The organism is Lysinibacillus sp. NPDC047702 (assembly GCF_050272555.1).
GTDB lineage: Bacteria > Bacillota > Bacilli > Bacillales_A > Planococcaceae > Lysinibacillus.
The window spans coordinates 31,874-51,116 of the sequence record NZ_JBNNMG010000020.1 but is presented as its reverse complement, the minus strand read 5'-3'; the positions used below and the strand labels follow the sequence as shown (position 1 = coordinate 51,116).

Sequence of the window (19,243 nt, the reverse complement as noted above, 5' to 3'; positions counted from 1 at the left end):
AAAGTCGCTCATGAGTAAAAGGACAACCTTTATTGTGCTTATTATTGCTTTAAAAACAAAGTTTGACCGGAATTTCCTATCTCTACAAAGGTGAAATTTTGTTTTTGTTGTTGATTAAGAAATTATTAATCGATAATGAAGTTATTCCATTAAAGGGCCAGATCGTGGAATAAAGTGGTTGTAAAAAATTTTTTTATTTCATCTGTCTACCTAATTGGGAGCATATCAATAATAGCTGTCTGTTTTTCTTAATACGTATTACTAAAACAATAATTACTTTTTAAACAGCTATTTATAGTAGAATTAATAATAACGTTATTGTAAGAAATGGAGTGAATAAAGTTGGGAAGGGAAGAAAAGAAAAGAAAAACTAAATTAGCTATAACAAACGCTGCTTTCAAATTATTTTCGGAAAACGGATATGAGTCGACAAAGGTTGAAGATATTGTGAAATTAGCTGGAGTTTCTAAGGGTACTTTTTTTAATTATTTTCCGACAAAAGAGGCAGTCATAGAGAATTTCGAAAGAATTTCAATCTATTCAGAAGCTGAAAAATTAATGAATATCACAAGTCCAATAGTACCTAAACTACTCTCTTCGTTAATTAATATCGTACATAATTTAAACTATACAAGGTCATTAAGAAGAGCAACTTTAATGGCAACTCTCTCAAGTGCTAATAATTTAAATAATCACATAGATAATATGAATAATCTTCGTGCTTTATTGATTCCAATTTTTAAGCACGGACAAGAAACGGGGGAATTTACACAAAAATTATCCCCTGAAACACTGGCAGACTTAACTATTCAAATGTTTATTGGTGTATTAACCCACTGGTGTCTTGGTGGAGGCGAAGATGATCTTATTACACAACTTATGATGAGTTTTGATGTTTTCTTTAAAGGAATATCTTCATAAAGATCCTGTTGATTTCCAAAGTACTCCTGCGAGAATAGCCTGGGTTATAAAAACTCGCAGGAATGTTGTCAAAGAGAGAATTGGAGACAAGCAGAGAACTAATATATACTCTTCTTATTAAATTTATCGACTAAACTTTGAGAACGTCTATGATTTGTACCAGAGAATAGTAGACTAATAACCGGTAATTTTCGAATAATAAAATACGATATTAAATGGCTAAAGACAATCCCCAATAGTGATGCTAATGCGAATTTTATATAGCCTGAAACAGGTACACTAATTAAAATATATTGAATTCCAATTAAAACCGGAATATGAATAATGTAAACACAAAAGGAATTTTTAGCTAGCGTCTCAATCCATTTTGATTTTCTATTTAATTTACGTTGAAATAATTCAATTAAACCAATTGAAAGTCCTGTACATAAAAAGGTCTCATAGATTGCATAAATAAGTGAACTACTATCCCATCCACCCCTTGAATGGGGTACAAACCCAATGACATTTAAAGCAATTAATAAAACCCCTATAAATAACCATAAATTACCAACTCTTTTAGGGATATGATAAATCCAGTTACTATTAGCAGCTGTTATTCCCAAAACTACAAATGCTAAATATTGAGGAAAGTGTGCATACTCCATTTGGATAAAACCTAGTACACCAATCCATTCATCAATCGAATAACTTGTTCGAACTAAAAAAGTGATTAACGATACGATAATAACAAATATAAAAATATGTTTATGTGTTGGAGCAATTGAAATTTTTGGTAAATTAATATTTTTAAAAAGATTCATTAATAATAGATATATCAGTGAATAAATAAGAAGATGTTCAATAAACCAAAGATGGCCAAAATTTAGGTCTGGCCAAGATGGTCCTTCCCAATTTAATGGTTTTTCACCAAATCCTAGATAAATATTTTTATAGTATTCATATAACGATAGGTTAGGGTAACCACGGAATTCATTATAATAAAAGTACATTATTAAAGGAATCATTACTATAAATCCAAACAATAAAGGTATACCAATTCTCTTCAACCGATCTTTCAAAAAACCTATATTCCCTTTGTGTTTATATGCAAGAGGAATAAAATAAGCAGAAAGAAAAAAATAAAGACTCATATTAAAGGCAGAGTTTATCCCAAAAAAAATGCTCAAGTCAGAATCGACACCCAAATCTCGTACATACCAAAAACCATTTGACCCGCCATAAGGTTGACCTGCATGGTGGACGATTACAGTGCAAGAAAGAAACACTTTTAAAAAATCCATAAAATGAATACGTGTATTAGACAACTTACATTTCCCCTTTTTTTTGGAAATAACCACTAAACTATTTATAATATTTTTTAGACTCACGGTCAATATTTATCTTATTATTTTATTGATTAAATTTTAGAATATTTATTTTACAATTATTATTTATGACTACGGGTCAATTTATATATGGTTAATTACGTGGAATTTCACTTTAATATAAAATGTTTAGTGCAAAATAAAAAAGGAGCAGAATGTAACTGGAAATTCTAGCAGTTATGGGTCCTTTAAAACGTAAAAAAATATCATTGTCCGTACCCTTCTAATCTACTAACCTTCTAATTGGCAAAAAAGTCGATTAGGAGGAATGGAAAGGATGCTTACAATGATACAAGTTCATCATATCAAATTTTTGTATGAGGAGAAGGGTTATTCCTTACGGAAAATAGCAAATGAAACGGGACATGATTTTAAAACCGTACAAAAATACGTGGAGCAACAGGATTTTAATCTGAAACTAGAGATGCGTAAAACCGTGTCAAAAAAGATAGATGAATATAAAGATGAAATCATGGATTGGCTGATAGCGGACTTAGAAATGCCAAAAAAGCAGCGTCATACGGGAAAGCGTGTGTTTGATCGCTTAAAGGAAAAGTGGATCTACATCAAGTTTTTGGACACATCTCGCATAAGTTTTCTTCTTGGGCAACATCCCGAATGGATTATTCCACATCCCACGTAGCCCGTCAAAGTGAAAAGAGCCATTGACCGCCTACTTGGATGTAGACATCAACTGAACAGGTTGATGCTCGCTTTTATTGTTATTTATTAATTGTAATAACTTATATTCTCCGCAAAACTGGACTTTCTATTTAAATGAACTTAATTTTGGATTATTAGCTCACCATACAGCTGCAAACAATTTACCTTTCTCTATTAATTATGAAGCAAAATAAATCACACTTATTTATGATACAGTTCTCCGTAACGCGGCCAAGTGCGGGTTTTATTTTATGAACATTTATTTAATAATTCCTAATAACATCGCCGATGCTAAAATTCACATTAATGGCACGGCACATCTAGGGGGATTTTTGCTATTTTTATTAAGCTTCTAATGTTTTATAAATCTTTTTGACTCTTTTTAATTGTGGTGCAGTTAGGTATTTTTCTCTTTTTCGTAACACTTTCAATAATTCCTCTTTATTTTCATCTGTTACGGCTAATAGCGTACTTTCCGAGTGCTGAGGAATTTCCTTTGTTCTGCAATTCTCAAGGTGATGAAGTAATATTGGAAAAATCACATCATTGTTTTCCTTACTGACAGCTGCTAGCTTCGCAAGAGTTAGGACACCTTTATCAATTGTAATAACTGAACCAACTTTCATAGCACTTTTTAATATATTAAGATGAGCCATAATGGTTTCTGATGCTTCCTCGGCAATCGTTGCTAATGCCGTCATTCCGCCCCAGACTAAACGATTATTAGGGCTTTTTAGCAACTCTATAAAAGTCAGGACATACTTACTGATGAGTTCTGGTTTAACTTGCCCAATTTCGTATGCTACTTTAATACAATCGTATTGAATCTTTTTATCTTTGCAAGTTAGGTTTTCAATTATTTCTTCTATGCCCGTATAATTTTCTTCATTAACTAATTTATGTGCCAGCTCAATATTTGGCTCTTCATCGTTTCGACTTAGTTGAGAAGCTAACAGGTTCACAACTGACATGGTTATCCCTCATTTATTAAATTTATTTAATGTATAAACATTATCACATTTAACCCTTAATTAGGTATCTCCATCATGGAAATAGTATCCTTTAATATTAGCAATATTATTGCAATATAAATGCCATAGACGAAATCTAATTAACACCTCCTTGTTCTTTTTCTCAGATAAATCTATGTTACGATGATTTTACATTAACAACTAAGAACGCACATGGAGGATTAATAAATGCTTAAAAAAATAATTTCAATTGTACCCGTTGCAATGCTTTCGGCAACTTTAGGTGCTAATGCTCAAGCTGCAACAATTACCGTACAAAAAGGAGATACTCTTTGGGATTTATCTCGTGCACATAATACTTCTGTAGAAAATATCAAAACATTGAATCATATTACTACTAACCTTATTCACCCTGGCGATGACCTTACTATTGCACAACAATATACCGTTAAGCAAGGTGATACACTATGGGACATAGCCCTAGATTATCAAGTCACTGTTTCGCAAATTAAAGAATGGAACCAATTACATACGGACCTTATTCATCCGGGTTTAAATCTATCCATTATTGATGGTACGAAAACGAGTACGGCTGTAACTGGCAAACCAATAAAGCCTGCAGCTCATGCAGCAAAGGAAACTACAACTTCAGTAACAAATAATACAAATGCAATGGAGAGTAAACCTGAAGAAACTGTTTCTTCAACAAGTAAAACAGCTTCAAAGGATAGTGCACCTGAAGCGACCGCTTCATCAACAAATAATACTGCTTCAAAGGAGAATGCACCTGAAGCAACTGCTCCATCAACAAATAATACTGCTTCAAAGGAACTTATAGTGGAAGCTTCAGCCTATACGGCTTCATGTGAGGGATGTTCCGGTATTACTGCTACTGGAATTAACCTTAAAACAAACCCAAATGCGAAGGTCATCTCAGTTGACCCAACTGTAATTCCACTGGGTAGTAAAGTTTATGTGGAAGGCTATGGTGAAGCAATCGCAGGGGATACTGGCGGTGCCATTAAGGGAAATCGAATCGATGTCTTTTTCCCCTCTCAACAAGATGCAATTAATTTTGGAGTAAAACAATTACAGGTCACAATATTAGACTAACTTAACCAGTCTAATAAGCAAAAAAAGAACCAGATTAGGTTCTTTTTTGCTTATTTATTCAATCCTACACCATCTTTTACTTTTAAATCTGGACCATATTCTAAAATGCATAATTCTTGGTGATTCTTTTGTTTATTCTTTCTATCTGCAGTTAAGTTCTTTAAAAAACCGCACTTACTTATGGTAAGGTTCCCCCTTCATAATCCTAAAACTCCGATAAATCTGCTCTACCAGTACTAGCTTCATTAGCTGATGGGGTAATGTCATTTTGCCGAAGGATTGCTGCTCGTCGGCTCTCTTTAAAACTTCATCGTGTAGGCCAAGGGAGCCGCCGATGACGAAGGCGATTTTGCTTTTGCCGTAGGTCATGAGGGATTCGAGATCTGCTGCCATTTGTTCAGAGGTTTTCATTTTGCCGTTAATCGCTAGGGCGATAACGTATGTATCTGGACTAATTTTGGAGAGGATACGTTCACCTTCCTTTTTTTTGACGATTTCCATTTCGGCATCGCTTAGCTGCTCAGGTGCTTTTTCATCTGGTACCTCAATGATATCCATCTTTGCATAACTACCGAGACGTTTCGCATATTCATCTATGCCCATTTTTAAGTACTTTTCTTTTAGTTTGCCGACTGATACAATCGTTATATTCACACGTTATCCACCTTTACAATTCATTTACAAACAAATTATCCACAGAAGTTATCAACATATCCACATATCGATCCTATATATTGTGTAAAGTTATTTACTTGATACAATATATTCTGCTGGTTGTTCACAGTAGCTACATTTTGTGGATAACTTTTTTTCATCTTCGACTTTATCCATAATTGGGAATGCTTTTTGTTCCGCTACAAACATGTCTAAAGCGTGATCTATATGGTTTTTGCAGCTGTATTTTTCCATTTTTTTATGTCTCCTTGTTTTCCGAAATTTCCACAAACTTATTCACATTTCAGTCTATGTTATCCACAATCTATTGTAACAAAGGACTGGCAAGTATGAAAGAAAAGGCTTTCTCTTGCTATTTTGATGTGTAGAAATATTATTCACAATTTTCTAGTTATCCACAATATTTGCTCTATATTACTGTATAAACTGGTCAATTTTTCTTCTATCCACAAAAAAATCAGTGAGGATTATTAAACCCTCACTGATTTTTATTTACAATGAATTACTATTTGTTAATGTTAGTGATAGCTCCACTAATTTACCTTGGCGGTATACTTTCATTGTTAATTTATCACCAATCTTTTTATCATTATATAAATGTTTGCGTAAATCAATTGCCGTTTCTATTTTTTTACCATCCATTTCTACAATGAGATCATATTGTTGAACGCCAGCTTTTGATGCTGGTGAATTATTCACAACGTCTGTAATTACAACACCTGTCGTAATATCTTTCGGTAATTTTAATGTTTGTTGTTGATAGAATGATGGTACATCTGTTAAGTCAACTAATTGAATACCCATTGTAGGGCGCTTCATTTCACCGTTTTTCTCTAATTCCTCAATAATTGGAATGGCTGAGTTAATTGGAATTGAGAAGCCTAATCCTTCTACAGAGGATTCAGCAATTTTCATGGAGTTAATGCCGACTAGTTCACCTGCAAGGTTTACAAGTGCACCTCCACTATTACCAGGGTTGATAGCTGCGTCTGTTTGTAATACCTCTTGCTGCCAATCGATTGTTCCATCACCATTTAAATCAACTGGTACAGAACGATCCTTTCCAGATACAACACCTGTTGTCACTGAGCCATAGAATTCTAAGCCAAGTGGGTTACCGATTGCGATTACTGTTTCACCTTGTTTTAGGACATCAGAGCTCCCAAATTTCGCAACTGTTTTAACATCCTTAGACCTGATTGAAATAACAGCTAAGTCTGTCCATTCGTCCTTACCAACTAACTGCGCTTCTTCCTTTGTTCCATCTGGCATTGTTACCTCTAACTGTTTAGCACCTTGAATTACGTGGTTATTTGTCACGATAAAGGCTTTATCACCCTGAACCTTATAAATAACACCTGAACCGCTTCCAGCAGGCTGGGTTGATGTAGTTGGTGGGTTCCAGAATCCACCGTTTGTCACTTCTTGTATGTTAGTTATACCTACAACTGCACCCGAAGCCATATCCACTGCTTTTGTAACATCCGTTGTCACTTCTGTTGCTACTTGATTGATGGTCGTTTCATTTTTACCTGTACTGCTTGTCGTTGTACCAGGCATCTGATTAACAAGTCCAGGTAGCATGAGCCACACGATCAAAGCACCTATGATGACCCCGATAAGACCACTGAAGAAGTAACCGCCCTTACCTCCGCCACCACCTTTCTTTTTTAGACGCTTCTCTTGTCTTTCTCGCTCCTCTTTTTCAAGTCGCTCTTGAAGAGGTGATTTCTGTATTTCATCATTATTTAGGAAATCACGATTTTTATCATCATCTTGAAAATAGCTCATCTTCCTCATCCTTTCATTTATTACTATTTGTTAGTTGTTACCCTAATAGTACGATTCAAACATTAAAATCAGATGAAAAATAAATAAAATGGACATAAAAATGGCTGCCTCATCGTATTTTTTTAAAATTACGATGAAACAGCCTCTCAGACAGCTTCAATATTATTAAACCGTTACTAATTGTGTCGGTTCCTCTGCATCTGTATCAAATAACTTTACATACTCTCCTACAATAATACCGCAGGATTGCAATGTTTGCGTGACGCTCATACGTGCAAGCTCTTTCATATTATTGTCCTTACTTAAATGCGATAAATAAATATTTGTTGGCTTTTCAAATACAACCTCACTCATAGCTACTGCCGCATCTTCATTTGAAACATGCCCTACATCACTTAATATACGGCGTTTTATCGACCATGGATACCGACCCATTTGTAACATATTTACATCATGGTTACTTTCAAAGACAAAGGAATCTGCTCCTCGAATAATACCCTTCATACGGTCGCTAACATAGCCTGTATCCGTAATAACAACAAGCTTGCGCCCATTTTCATGGAAAGTATAGAACATTGGATCTGCTGCATCATGTGATACCGCAAAGGATTCAATAGCTATTGAGCCAAAATGCTTTACTGTATCCATTTCAAATTCAAAACGTTGCGCTAGGGGAATATCACCAACAAGCCCGTCCATTGCCTGCCATGTCTTGGCGTTTGCATAAACAGGTACATTATATTTTCTAGCCAATACACCAATTCCTTTAATATGATCACTATGTTCATGTGTCACGAAGATGCCACTCAGCTGCTTCATATTACGCTCAATTTTTGTAAATAGCTGCTCCATCCTTTTGCCACTCAGACCTGCATCCACAATAAATGCATGTTCATCACTCTCTACATATATAGAATTGCCTGTACTACCACTTGCTAAAACACTAAATCGCATCATTCAACTCCCCAGTCTTCCTCTTCTCCCTCTTGCTTGTCCTCTTGAATATCAATAATTTTTCCTTCCATCGCGTCAACAAAGTACTCTTCTGTCTCACCGTCTGCTAATTTTACTTGTACTTCCCATGTTGGTATCAACACTTGTGTTTGTGTTTGTGTTAAATTACTAAATGTTGAATAGCCTAGCTTTATATGAGTAATACGTGATTCTGCCTTTAATAGTCCTTTTGCATATAATGTTTGGATAATTTGAAGTGGTGGGATAACTGTTTCTTGTTGTTCTATTTCTTCAATACTATCAATCATTGTCTGCTCATACATGATAACTTCGTGGTCCATATTCCACTGTACTTTTAATGAGGCACTATCATTGTAATAGAACATTTGATTATTTTTTTTCTGAAAGAAAATCGCGACTCGCTCCTCACGATCTACCTTCCATAATGCATAGGAATCTCCCGCTTTAACATTTGTATGGAGAAACTCAGTAAAGCTTGTATTATCATTAATATTTCGTAACTTCACAGGATTTATAAAGACAATATGAGCTAGTGTCTCTTTAATAATATTAGCTTGCTGATTTTTATCGGGGAAATCGCTACTTGTAAACTTATGCACTTTGCCCGTAATATAAGTTGCAGATTCATTAATAGGCAATGCACCATACGTAATATTATCATCCTTTAAACGAGTTTCTATTGTTCTTTCACCAGGTATTTCTACGCTTTGCGCTTCATTATAACGTTTTAAATAAAACGAATACAAGAAGATATTCAGTATTAAAAAAACGATGATGAAAATGGATTTTGTTCTATTCCAATCCATTTATGACACCTCCTAATAATTCAGGCGTCAGTTTTGTTGCTACACCATTATGAACTACAAACCAGCATGGCTCTAATGTCATTATGCTACTTGAATCTTGCTTTAAATAATACCCCACCACAATATCATCTATATCTGATAACACAAAATTATTAAGTTGCTGAATCTTTTCCACAATCTCCAAACCTGAAGGCAGTTTCTTTATCTCCTTCTCGGTTGGAATGTCGAAAACTAAGGAATAATAAGGGCGCTTGTAGCGGAATATAAGATTATCCCCCCATACAGTTGTAATCTTGCTTATAACTTGATCGCTATAAACCGGTAACCCCTGTAAATATTGCTGATACTCTAACTGATTTTTACTAGTATTTTTTGATACATAGCGATAATCAGCTGTAAATCCTCCGTGCTCGTTGATAAATTCAAAGCTATCCTTCAAAAGCTTAGATGGCTCTATGATGGCACTACTTTCTGCAGCTGGATATACATAGGTTAAAGATTTTAAGTTTGAATCAACAGTCATTCGTGACTTGCCATCCTGATATTTTTCAGTCATTGCACTTTCAATACTACGCTGAACGATATTTGGATTTGGAAATAACACATTTTTAAAAGATTCAAGTGGCTCCTCTATAAACGTATACATATATTTGGTAGATTCAATTTTATCATTAGGCATATAAAGTGAGGTAAAGCCATCACGCTCAATTTCTTTAAAAGTGCTATATGTTTTCGCTGGCTCAATAACATCCCTTATAAATGGATTGGTATTTTGCAGGCTTACATGTGAGCGCATTAAAGTTTTATTATTACTACTAATGAAAAAGACCTGTAAGTCTTTGCTGCCATAATTCGTCCAATCTATAATCATACGATTAAAGGTTGTTTCAGGTATTTCTTTATCAGCAAACTGGAAAATAGAGCTAAAGGCAGAGTAAGGTATTTCACCAGTAAAAAAGACGGTCATACGGTTATTTGTACGAATCATCTCATTTACATAATTCGCTGTAAGATTATTATTGATTGGCACTATATCAAGAACATTCCAGCCCTGAAAAGCTTTCATAATATCCTTCATTGCACCATTGGATGCTGTTCCTGTGAACTCCTCATCAAAACGATAAATCGCCTTATAGGGACGAATGATATCCTCCATCCTTTTCTGAGACCCAATTAGGATTTCTTTTCCCTCAGTTTGTTCAATAATTTTATAATCTGGTGTATACGTCCAAATAATAAAGGTTAAAACGACACTCAACATGACGAGTAGAAATAATACAACTGATTTAACTGGCTCTATATATTTCATGCCCACTCACCTGCCTCGTCAAAATCATCTAAATCATATGGTAATGTAAAGAATATGGTTGTACCGTGACCTTCCTCACTTTCAGCCCAAATTTTACCACCATGTGCTTCAATCATTTCCCTGGCAATAGCTAGTCCTAGACCTGTCCCGCCCATAGAACGAGCACGTGCACGATCCACACGATAAAAACGATCGAAAATACGTCCTACATTTTCCTTAGGAATGCCCATACCATCATCAGAAATCATAACCTTCAACATCTCACCTTGCACAGTAAAACCAAATCGAACATTTCCACCATCTGGAGAATACTTTATTGCATTAGAAATGATATTATCGATTACCTGTGTCGCTTTATCTGTATCAATTTCCACATAAAAAGATGCTTCTGGGAATAAACGTTGGAACGTTACTTTGTCAGACTTTGACATTTCAAAGCGATCAATAATACGATTAAAGAATGAATTGAAAAGAACAATATCCTTATTCAATTCATAATCCGCACTATCCATGCGTGATAACTGCAATAAGTCATTAACTAAGCGAATCATTCGCTCTGTTTCTGTTTGTGTAACATTCAAAAATGTTGGAGCAATATTTTCATCTTTCCAGGCGCCATCCGCCAGTGCCTCTAAATAGCTGCGCATTGTTGTTAATGGCGTGCGTAATTCATGTGATACATTAGATACAAATTCTCGACGATCCATTTCAATTTTTTCCTGCTCCGTAATATCGTGCAGCACAGTAATTAAACCATTGATAAAGCCTGTTTCTTTTTGAATGACCGAGAAATTCGCACGTAAAATATAGGGTGCGTCTGTTGTACTAAAATTTAAATTCACCGCATCATTCATGTGTATTAAATCCTCAAAGCTATACTCTTGATCAATCCCTAAAACAGACGCAATTGGGCGACCTAATGTAATATCCCTAGAAATATGTAATAGCTCTAGTGCGGGATCATTAATAAGGATGATGCGTCCCTTACGATCTGTCGCAATAACACCATCCGTCATATTACTAAGGACCGAATCAAGCTTTCGTCTCTCTGCATCTGTAGTAGATTGGGCTTCCTGCAAGCGATTCGTCAAATGATTAAAGGTTATAGCAAGCTGCCCTATTTCATCTGTTCCATATACACGTACTTTTCGTGAATAATTTCCTTTAGCCATCGCCTGTGCCTGTTTACGCATATCGGCAATCGGCTGTGTGATTGTTCTCGCTACTAAAATTCCTAAAAAGATAGTGACCACCAAGGACACAGCAGTTCCACCAAGGAAAATACGGTTAATGTCATTCACTTGTCCAAAAACAGATTCAATATTAGCTTCAATATAAAGAACCCCTATAACTTCATCATCCGTACCTGCACCATTTCGAATGGGCGTCGCTAACACCCAAATTCGATTTCTTGTTTTATTATCAAGTTTGATATTTTCAAATAATGTCTCTGCTGACAATGCACGTCGGACAAGATCGGTATTTGAGCGCTGTCCAATCAGATTTTGATTTTCTAACTCAGATGTTGCACGTATCCGCTGTCGATTGTCAATAACACGAATCTCTAATATATCTCCATAAGAAACATCCTTCAGCCCTGTAGAAAACTCCATGACAATCGTTTTAAGGCTTTCTTCAAGTGTTGGCATACTTTCATCGCGTTCCTTTAAAATTTCCTCACGAATGCTGTATTGCATTAAATCAACACGTTGGAAAATGGAATCTCGGAAATTGGTTTTTAAATTTTCCTCCAATTCACGTGCAAAATAAATACCTATTATTTGCAAAGCAAGCAATATTAATAAAATATAAATAAGAACTAGCTTGACATGAATCGATTTAAAGAAGCTAACTTTTTGCATTCCATTTACTCCTGCTCAGGATTTCGTAAATAATAACCTACTCCACGACGTGTTACTATCCAAGCTGGGTGACTAGGATTGTCCTCTATTTTTTCACGTAAACGACGGATCGTTACATCTACTGTTCGTACATCACCAAAATAATCATAGCCCCACACAGTTTGCAATAAATGCTCACGTGTCATGACTTGACCAATATGTTTCCCTAAATAATGTAATAGCTCAAATTCACGATGTGTAAGCTCAATGGTTTCATCTCGTTTTAATACTAAATAAGCATCAGGTTGAATGACAAGCGAGCCTACAACAATCTCATTCGACTCTTCTGCAGCCTCCTCAGCAGCAGGAGCAACCACCTGTAAACGACGCATGTTTGCCTTGACACGTGCAATCAGTTCACGTGTACTAAAAGGCTTTGTTACATAATCGTCTGCACCCATTTCTAAGCCCAATACTTTATCAATCTCAGAGCCCTTTGCTGTTAGCATAATAATTGGAAAATCATATTTTTTTCGAATTTCCCTACAGACCTCCATACCATCACGCTTTGGCAGCATTATATCTAAAAGCATTAAATCCGGCTGCTCTTCCTCAACCTTTGCTAGTGCTTCATCTCCATCATAAGCACAAATTACCTTATAGCCTTCTTTTATTAAATTAAACTGTAAAATATCTGCGATTGGTTTTTCATCATCAACAACTAAAATTGTTTTATCCATACATTTTCTCCCTTTCGCTATTTATCTATTCTTAAAACAAGTGTGTATTTATAATTATTGCAACCGAATTTGTGACTCCATCGGAAGCTGTAGTTGGTCACTTCTAACATTTTTACAGGATATGAAGTTCTTAGTTTGAGTTCCTCTTTCAGTAGATATTTGGATACCCCTGAAACATAACTTAAACCTGCTTACATCTTATCATCTATTATGATGAGAAACTTCTGTAGCTAATACTTAGCATTTGCTGCAAAAACAGCTGAAAGAAGTTAAAATCACTACTCTTAACTCTATCATGCTTTTAGCTTCAATGCATTATTCTAAATTCAAAGACAATTATTGACTATTAAAATAAATGATATTTCGACAAATATTTCTCGGGAAATAATAGTATAAGAAGTATAGAAAAAGACAGTCCATATATTTGGACTGTCTGCTATTCAAAAAAATTAACGTCCTACATATGATAAAGGATTGACTAATGAACCATCCTTTTCAACTTCAAAATGCAGATGTGTACCTGTGGAATTTCCAGTAGATCCCATAATTCCAATCACAGAACCTTTTTCCACTACTTGCCCAACTTCAACATTGATTGAAGATAAATGTCCATAAAGTGTTGTATAGCCATTATTATGATTAATAACGATTCGATTACCATAACTGCCTGAGCTACCAGCCGCTACTACAACTCCATTATCAGAAGCTAAGATATTATAATTACTTGGTCGGGCTATATCAATACCACGATGGACAGTTCCCCAGCGTTGACCCATCTGACTTGAAATATAGCCTCCTACAGTAGGCCAAGTAAATTCACCAGTACCACGAGAAGAAATGACCTTCGTACCGACAATCTCAATCTCATCTACTGGTTGCTGTATAATTTGTTCTTCTAATGCCACTTTGGATGTACGTGTTCCATTTTCAGAGGTTAATAGATAAGATGTTTCTTTTTTTCCATCAACACCCTGCTGCTTCACTACTTTTTCACCTTTATACATGTTTGGATCTTCTTCAATTATTTTCTTAAAAGGGATTGTATCTATAACTTTCTTCTCTTGTTTGACTTCGAGAGTAACAAATGGTTTTGCAACTGTTACGTTCAATGCTTGCCCAATTTGTAGAACAGTATCTACAGTAATACCAGGATTTAATGCTAGTAATTCAGCTGTAGTCAGGTTATGTTTTTGAGCAACTGAGCCTAGAACATCTCCTGATTGAATCTTATAGGTTTCCTGCTCTAAAGAGCCTGTCATTAAGTATTGCACAGCCTTTTCAGGAGTAACAATAGTACTTGGAGAAACATTCTGAGTAACACCTGAAACTCCTTGTTTAAAGGAGACATTTAACAAACGAGTCTCACCAGATTGTAGTGGTGATACTTGATTCGTTGATTGCTGATCAGTATGTAAACTATTCATCTCTTGCTGTGAAACATATTGTAATTTTAATAAACGTATAGTATCTTCATAAGCTTTTGCATCTTTTAAAGATACGAGAGGCTTATTATCTACAAATAAGGTGAAGGCTTGAGACTTAGCAACTAAAGATTGCTCTAATTTTGCTAAAATTTCCACATCTTTAGTTCCATTACTAAACACTTGCTCCGGGATGATTTTAACAGACGTACTAGCATTAATAGACAATTCTTTATACTGTTGACCAACTTCTTTTTCCTTCGATGCAATAATTTCCTGGACAGCCTTTTCGTTAGATACTGCTCCAATATATTGATCACCTACATAAATATGAAAAATCTTATTTAAATCTTCTTTATGATTTTCTTTTGCAAACCCAGTATTAACGGTTAAACTTGTCATTAAAATTGCAATAATAGACATTTTTTTGAATGAAGATAGATTGTAAGTCAATCTATTGTTTTCTTCTTTTTTATACCAAGACGAACTCATCAATAAAGCCCCTTCCAACTTTATGCTACTATAGGATTAATTACCCACAAAATAATTTTGCACCACTATACTGTACCATAAAGAAAAAAGGGAATGGATATTTTCATACTTTTGTAATGTAAATGTATTATTTTTCGACTAATTGTTACATAACTCTTATCTATTATACGCTCTTATAATTGTAATTTAATATATTTATTAGTTTATTATTACAATATTATTCTTATATTTTTTATGAGAATTAAAACTTATTACTTTTTACTTTTTTAATATTCCGATAAAATAGAGAAGAAGGATACACTAGTTGATTGGAGCGATTACATTGAGTGATTCACAGACCTCTGAAATAATAACACCTAGATTGGTCAAGCCACAGAAAAATAGGACTCGTAGAATTGTCCTAAGGAGCATTATGGTGGCACTAGGTGCAATAATAATGGCAGTAGGATTAGAGTTATTTTTAGTACCAAACCACATTATGGATGGTGGAATCGTAGGTGTTTCTATCATCACTTCACATTTATTAAAGTTACCTCTCGGTATATTTATCTTCATTCTAAACTTACCCTTTATCTTTTTAGGCTATAAGCAAATTGGTAAAACCTTTGCACTTTCTACAGGCCTAGGCATTACTGTACTATCAGTAACAACGATTTTACTACATAATCTAAAACCATTTACCCAGGATACTTTATTAGCAACCGTTTTTGGTGGCATGATTTTAGGAATCGGTGTCGGCATTGTCATAAGATACGGTGGATCGTTAGATGGAACCGAAATTTTAGCCATTTTATTTAATCGAAAAACTCCCTTTTCTGTGGGAGAAATTATTATGTTCTTCAATATCCTGATCTTTACGGTAGCAGGCTTTATCTTCACCTGGGAACAAGCTATGTACTCGATCCTAGCTTATTATATTGCCTATAAAATGATTGACATTGTTATCCAAGGGATGGAGGAATCAAAATCCGTCTACATTATTAGTGATGAAATAGATGAAATCGGTCAAACCATAATGGACCGACTTGGTCGAGGTGTAACCTTCCTACATGGTGAGGGGGCTTATACCGGTAACGATAAAAAGGTTATTTTTACTGTTATTACACGATTAGAGGAATCGAAGCTAAAATCCATTGTCGCTGAAATTGATGATAATGCATTCCTTGCGATTGGTAATATAGCAGAGGTTAAAGGTGGGCGATTCAAGAAAAAGGATATTCACTAAATATAAAAGGGCGTACCGCAAAATGGCACGTCCTTTTAGTATATTTCATCTTATTACGCTTCCCAAATATCCACTAAAACATTTGTTTGTTCACGTGCAGGACCAACCGAGAATGTTGCAATTTGAATACCTGTCAACTCACTCACACGTTCTACATAGCGACGTGCATTTTCAGGTAGCTCTTCTAAAGTTCTGCAGCTTGTAACATCCTCTGACCAGCCTGGTAGCTCTTCATAAATTGGTTCACATTGTTCAATAATATGAAGATTTGCTGGATATTCTGTAATGGTTTCACCTTGATAATTATACGCTGTACAAATTTTTACAGTGTCTAAGCCAGAAAGAACATCGATTGAATTTAGTGCAAGATGTGTAATTCCACTTACTCTACGTGAATGACGGACAACTACCGTATCAAACCAGCCTACACGACGTGGTCGACCTGTTGTTGTACCATATTCACGACCAACTTCACGAATTTGTTGACCCACTTCGTCGAATAATTCAGTTGGGAATGGACCATCACCAACGCGTGATGTATAGGCTTTACATACACCAATAACATTAGAAACTCGTGATGGACCGATACCAGCACCAATGGCAACTCCACCAGCAACAGGATTTGAAGAGGTTACAAATGGATACGTACCTTGATCAACATCAAGTAAGATACCTTGAGCACCTTCAAATAACACTTTGCCGCCTTCATCCAAGACGTCATTTAAAATTTTTGATGTATCTGTTACATAGTTTGCAATTTCTTGTCCATATGCATAGTACTCTTCAAAAATCTCCTCAAACGTTACACCTTCAACTTCGTAGAACTTCTCGAATAATTTATTCTTAATTGCTAAATTATGACGTAGTTTTTCTTCAAATATTTCTTTGTCCAGTAAATCAGCCATACGAATACCAATGCGAGCTACTTTATCTTGATAGCAAGGTCCAATACCTTTGCAAGTCGTGCCAATTTTATTGTCGCCACGGCTTTCCTCATCAGCAATATCTTGTTTAATATGATATGGCAAAATAACATGGGCACGATTAGAAATACGTAGGTTATTTGTATTAATGCCACGCTCCTGCAAACCTCTAAGCTCAGTTACTAATGACTTTGGATTAACAACCAATCCATTGCCGATTACTGACGTCTTTTCTTTATAGAAAATACCTGATGGAATTAAATGTAGCTTATATGTTTCACCACCAAATTTAATGGTATGTCCTGCATTATCACCACCTGCAAAACGAGCAATTGCATCGGCCTTTTGCGACAGGAAATCTGTAATTTTGCCTTTCCCTTCGTCTCCCCACTGTGTTCCTACAACTACAACTGATGTCATAATCAGCACCTCCGTTAGATACGCTTGGTATCTCAATTTTTAAGCCGTTAATTATTGTAACAATGATAGAAACAATACGTCAATAAAAAATAGTTAAAAACACGAACATAAAATCAAAAAATCTGATTCAACGTTCGTGTTTAATGACAGAATGGTATGAATATTATCTAATATTTAGATTAAATACTTCAAGACACCTTCTATAGATATATATATTGTTAGAAATTATTAATCACGTGAAGGCGGTGGTGGCATTTGTGACCAATCCACGTTAATAAATTTATTGAATTCTTTCTTAAATGCAAGTGTAACCGTTCCTGTTGGACCATTACGTTGTTTTGCAATAATAATTTCAATCATATTTTTACTTTCCGATTCTTTATCGTAATAATCGTCACGATATAAGAAGGCAACAATATCAGCATCTTGCTCAATACTTCCTGATTCACGCAGGTCACTCATCATTGGCCGTTTATCTTGACGCTGCTCAACACCACGGGATAGCTGTGATAGGGCAATTACTGGAACCTTTAATTCACGTGCTAATCCTTTTAATGAACGTGAAATTTCAGATACCTCTTGCTGACGATTCTCTCCCGGTTTACCACTACCTTGAATAAGCTGTAAATAATCAATTAAAATCATTCCAAGCCCATGCTCCTGTGCTAAGCGTCGACACTTCGCTCGAATTTCATTAATACGTACACCTGGCGTATCATCAATAAAGATACCAGAATTCGATAAACTCCCCATTGCCATAGTTAGTTTACCCCAATCTTCCGTATTTAAAGCACCTGTACGTAAAACTTGTGCATCTATATTTCCCTCTGCACAAAGCATACGCATAACTAGCTGCTCTGCACCCATTTCCAGTGAGAAGATTGCAACATTCTCACGTGCTTGAACAGCAACACTTTGCGCAACATTTAAGGCAAAGGCTGTTTTCCCCACAGATGGACGAGCCGCTACAATAATTAAATCGTTGCGCTGGAAGCCGGCAGTAATATTATCTAAATCACGGAAGCCTGTCGGAATACCTGTAACATCTCCCTTACGTGATTGAAGCTGTTCAATGTTATCAAAGGTTTCCACCAAAACGTCTTTAACATGCTTAAAATCACCAGCATTTTTTCGATTGGCTACCTCCATCATTTTCTTCTCTGCTTCGCCTAGTAATGCTTCTACTTCATCTTCACGCGTATAGCCATCTTCTACAATTTTAGTAGCGACGCGAATCAAACGTCTTAAAAGTGCCTTTTCTTCAACAATCTTTGCATAGTGTGCGATATTAGCAGCCGTAGGGACAGCATTGGCGAGCTCTAGTAAATACGATAGCCCGCCAACGTCTTCAATCTCTTTTTTTGCTGATAATTCTTCAGTAACTGTAACAACATCTATCGCTTTTCCTTGGTCACTTAAGCGCAGCATCGTTTCAAAAATTTTCTTATGTGCATTATGATAAAAATCATCCGTTAATAAAATTTCTGATGCCGTAATTAATGCTTGTGGATCGAGGAAAATGGCACCGATAACCGATTGCTCCGCTTCCCGGTTATGCGGTGGAACGCGGTCCATCATCGGTTCGCTCAT

General features: G+C 35.5%; 17 protein-coding genes. 4 read left to right on the top strand and 13 right to left on the bottom strand.

Features of this window, described 5'->3' with window-relative positions; translation table 11 throughout:
- Window positions 1–342 precede the first annotated feature (342 nt).
- Entirely contained in the window at window positions 343–921 is a 579-nt protein-coding gene (locus ACQKIM_RS11980; RefSeq protein ID WP_427543908.1) for a TetR/AcrR family transcriptional regulator, read from the top strand.
- Window positions 922–1,019: 98 nt separating this feature from the next.
- Here the strand turns inward: ACQKIM_RS11980 and ACQKIM_RS11975 are convergent, their stop codons facing one another.
- A complete protein-coding gene (locus tag ACQKIM_RS11975) occupies window positions 1,020–2,228 on the bottom strand; it encodes an acyltransferase family protein (protein ID WP_427543905.1) in 1,209 nt (402 codons plus the stop codon).
- Window positions 2,229–2,565: 337 nt separating this feature from the next.
- Between ACQKIM_RS11975 and ACQKIM_RS11970 the strand changes: the two genes are divergently transcribed.
- Entirely contained in the window at window positions 2,566–2,931 is a 366-nt protein-coding gene (locus ACQKIM_RS11970) for a hypothetical protein (protein WP_427543963.1), read from the top strand.
- A 364-nt stretch (window positions 2,932–3,295) separates the two neighbouring features.
- Here the strand turns inward: ACQKIM_RS11970 and ACQKIM_RS11965 are convergent, their stop codons facing one another.
- On the bottom strand, window positions 3,296–3,922 hold the full coding sequence (locus tag ACQKIM_RS11965; RefSeq protein WP_427543902.1) for a hypothetical protein: 627 nt from the start codon (window positions 3,920–3,922) through the stop codon (window positions 3,296–3,298).
- Window positions 3,923–4,150: 228 nt separating this feature from the next.
- Here ACQKIM_RS11965 and ACQKIM_RS11960 point away from each other — a divergent pair, with 228 nt between their 5' ends.
- Window positions 4,151–5,035: a LysM peptidoglycan-binding domain-containing protein gene (locus ACQKIM_RS11960; protein WP_427543899.1), complete on the top strand. Its 885-nt coding sequence runs from the start codon at window positions 4,151–4,153 to the stop codon at window positions 5,033–5,035.
- 174 nt (window positions 5,036–5,209) lie between these two features.
- On the opposite strand, the gene rlmH is transcribed toward ACQKIM_RS11960, so the two are convergent.
- From rlmH to ACQKIM_RS11915, 9 genes are all read right to left on the bottom strand, one after another.
- Entirely contained in the window at window positions 5,210–5,689 is a 480-nt protein-coding gene (gene rlmH, locus ACQKIM_RS11955; protein ID WP_427543896.1) for a 23S rRNA (pseudouridine(1915)-N(3))-methyltransferase RlmH, read from the bottom strand.
- Between the two features lie 90 nt (window positions 5,690–5,779).
- Complete coding sequence (locus tag ACQKIM_RS11950; RefSeq protein ID WP_427543893.1) at window positions 5,780–5,944, bottom strand: CxxH/CxxC protein; 165 nt, start codon at window positions 5,942–5,944, stop codon at window positions 5,780–5,782.
- A 258-nt stretch (window positions 5,945–6,202) separates the two neighbouring features.
- The gene (locus ACQKIM_RS11945) at window positions 6,203–7,501 is read right to left on the bottom strand and encodes a S1C family serine protease (protein WP_427543890.1); all 1,299 of its coding nucleotides are present in this window, start codon (window positions 7,499–7,501) and stop codon (window positions 6,203–6,205) included.
- Window positions 7,502–7,666: 165 nt separating this feature from the next.
- Complete coding sequence (locus ACQKIM_RS11940; RefSeq protein ID WP_427543887.1) at window positions 7,667–8,455, bottom strand: MBL fold metallo-hydrolase; 789 nt, start codon at window positions 8,453–8,455, stop codon at window positions 7,667–7,669.
- Entirely contained in the window at window positions 8,455–9,282 is an 828-nt protein-coding gene (locus ACQKIM_RS11935; RefSeq protein ID WP_427543884.1) for a two-component system regulatory protein YycI, read from the bottom strand. Before ACQKIM_RS11935 ends, ACQKIM_RS11940 begins: the two co-directional genes overlap by 1 nt.
- Entirely contained in the window at window positions 9,269–10,591 is a 1,323-nt protein-coding gene (locus tag ACQKIM_RS11930; protein WP_427543881.1) for a YycH family regulatory protein, read from the bottom strand. The genes ACQKIM_RS11935 and ACQKIM_RS11930 overlap by 14 nt, the downstream gene beginning before the upstream one ends.
- Window positions 10,588–12,453, bottom strand: a complete 1,866-nt coding sequence (gene walK, locus ACQKIM_RS11925) for a cell wall metabolism sensor histidine kinase WalK (RefSeq protein ID WP_427543878.1) — start codon at window positions 12,451–12,453, stop codon at window positions 10,588–10,590. Before walK ends, ACQKIM_RS11930 begins: the two co-directional genes overlap by 4 nt.
- A gap of 5 nt (window positions 12,454–12,458) precedes the next feature.
- Window positions 12,459–13,172, bottom strand: coding sequence for a response regulator YycF (gene yycF / locus ACQKIM_RS11920; RefSeq protein ID WP_427543875.1), 714 nt, complete (start codon window positions 13,170–13,172; stop codon window positions 12,459–12,461).
- Between the two features lie 449 nt (window positions 13,173–13,621).
- Complete coding sequence (locus ACQKIM_RS11915) at window positions 13,622–15,085, bottom strand: LysM peptidoglycan-binding domain-containing M23 family metallopeptidase (RefSeq protein ID WP_427543872.1); 1,464 nt, start codon at window positions 15,083–15,085, stop codon at window positions 13,622–13,624.
- 412 nt (window positions 15,086–15,497) lie between these two features.
- Here ACQKIM_RS11915 and ACQKIM_RS11910 point away from each other — a divergent pair, with 412 nt between their 5' ends.
- Window positions 15,498–16,310 carry a YitT family protein gene (locus ACQKIM_RS11910; protein ID WP_427543955.1) on the top strand — a complete coding sequence of 271 codons (813 nt, stop codon included), beginning with the start codon at window positions 15,498–15,500 and terminating at the stop codon, window positions 16,308–16,310.
- A 53-nt stretch (window positions 16,311–16,363) separates the two neighbouring features.
- Here the strand turns inward: ACQKIM_RS11910 and ACQKIM_RS11905 are convergent, their stop codons facing one another.
- Together ACQKIM_RS11905 and dnaB are read right to left on the bottom strand one after the other, a co-directional pair.
- Entirely contained in the window at window positions 16,364–17,653 is a 1,290-nt protein-coding gene (locus ACQKIM_RS11905; protein WP_427543869.1) for an adenylosuccinate synthase, read from the bottom strand.
- 228 nt (window positions 17,654–17,881) lie between these two features.
- Entirely contained in the window at window positions 17,882–19,243 is a 1,362-nt protein-coding gene (dnaB, locus tag ACQKIM_RS11900) for a replicative DNA helicase (RefSeq protein ID WP_427543867.1), read from the bottom strand.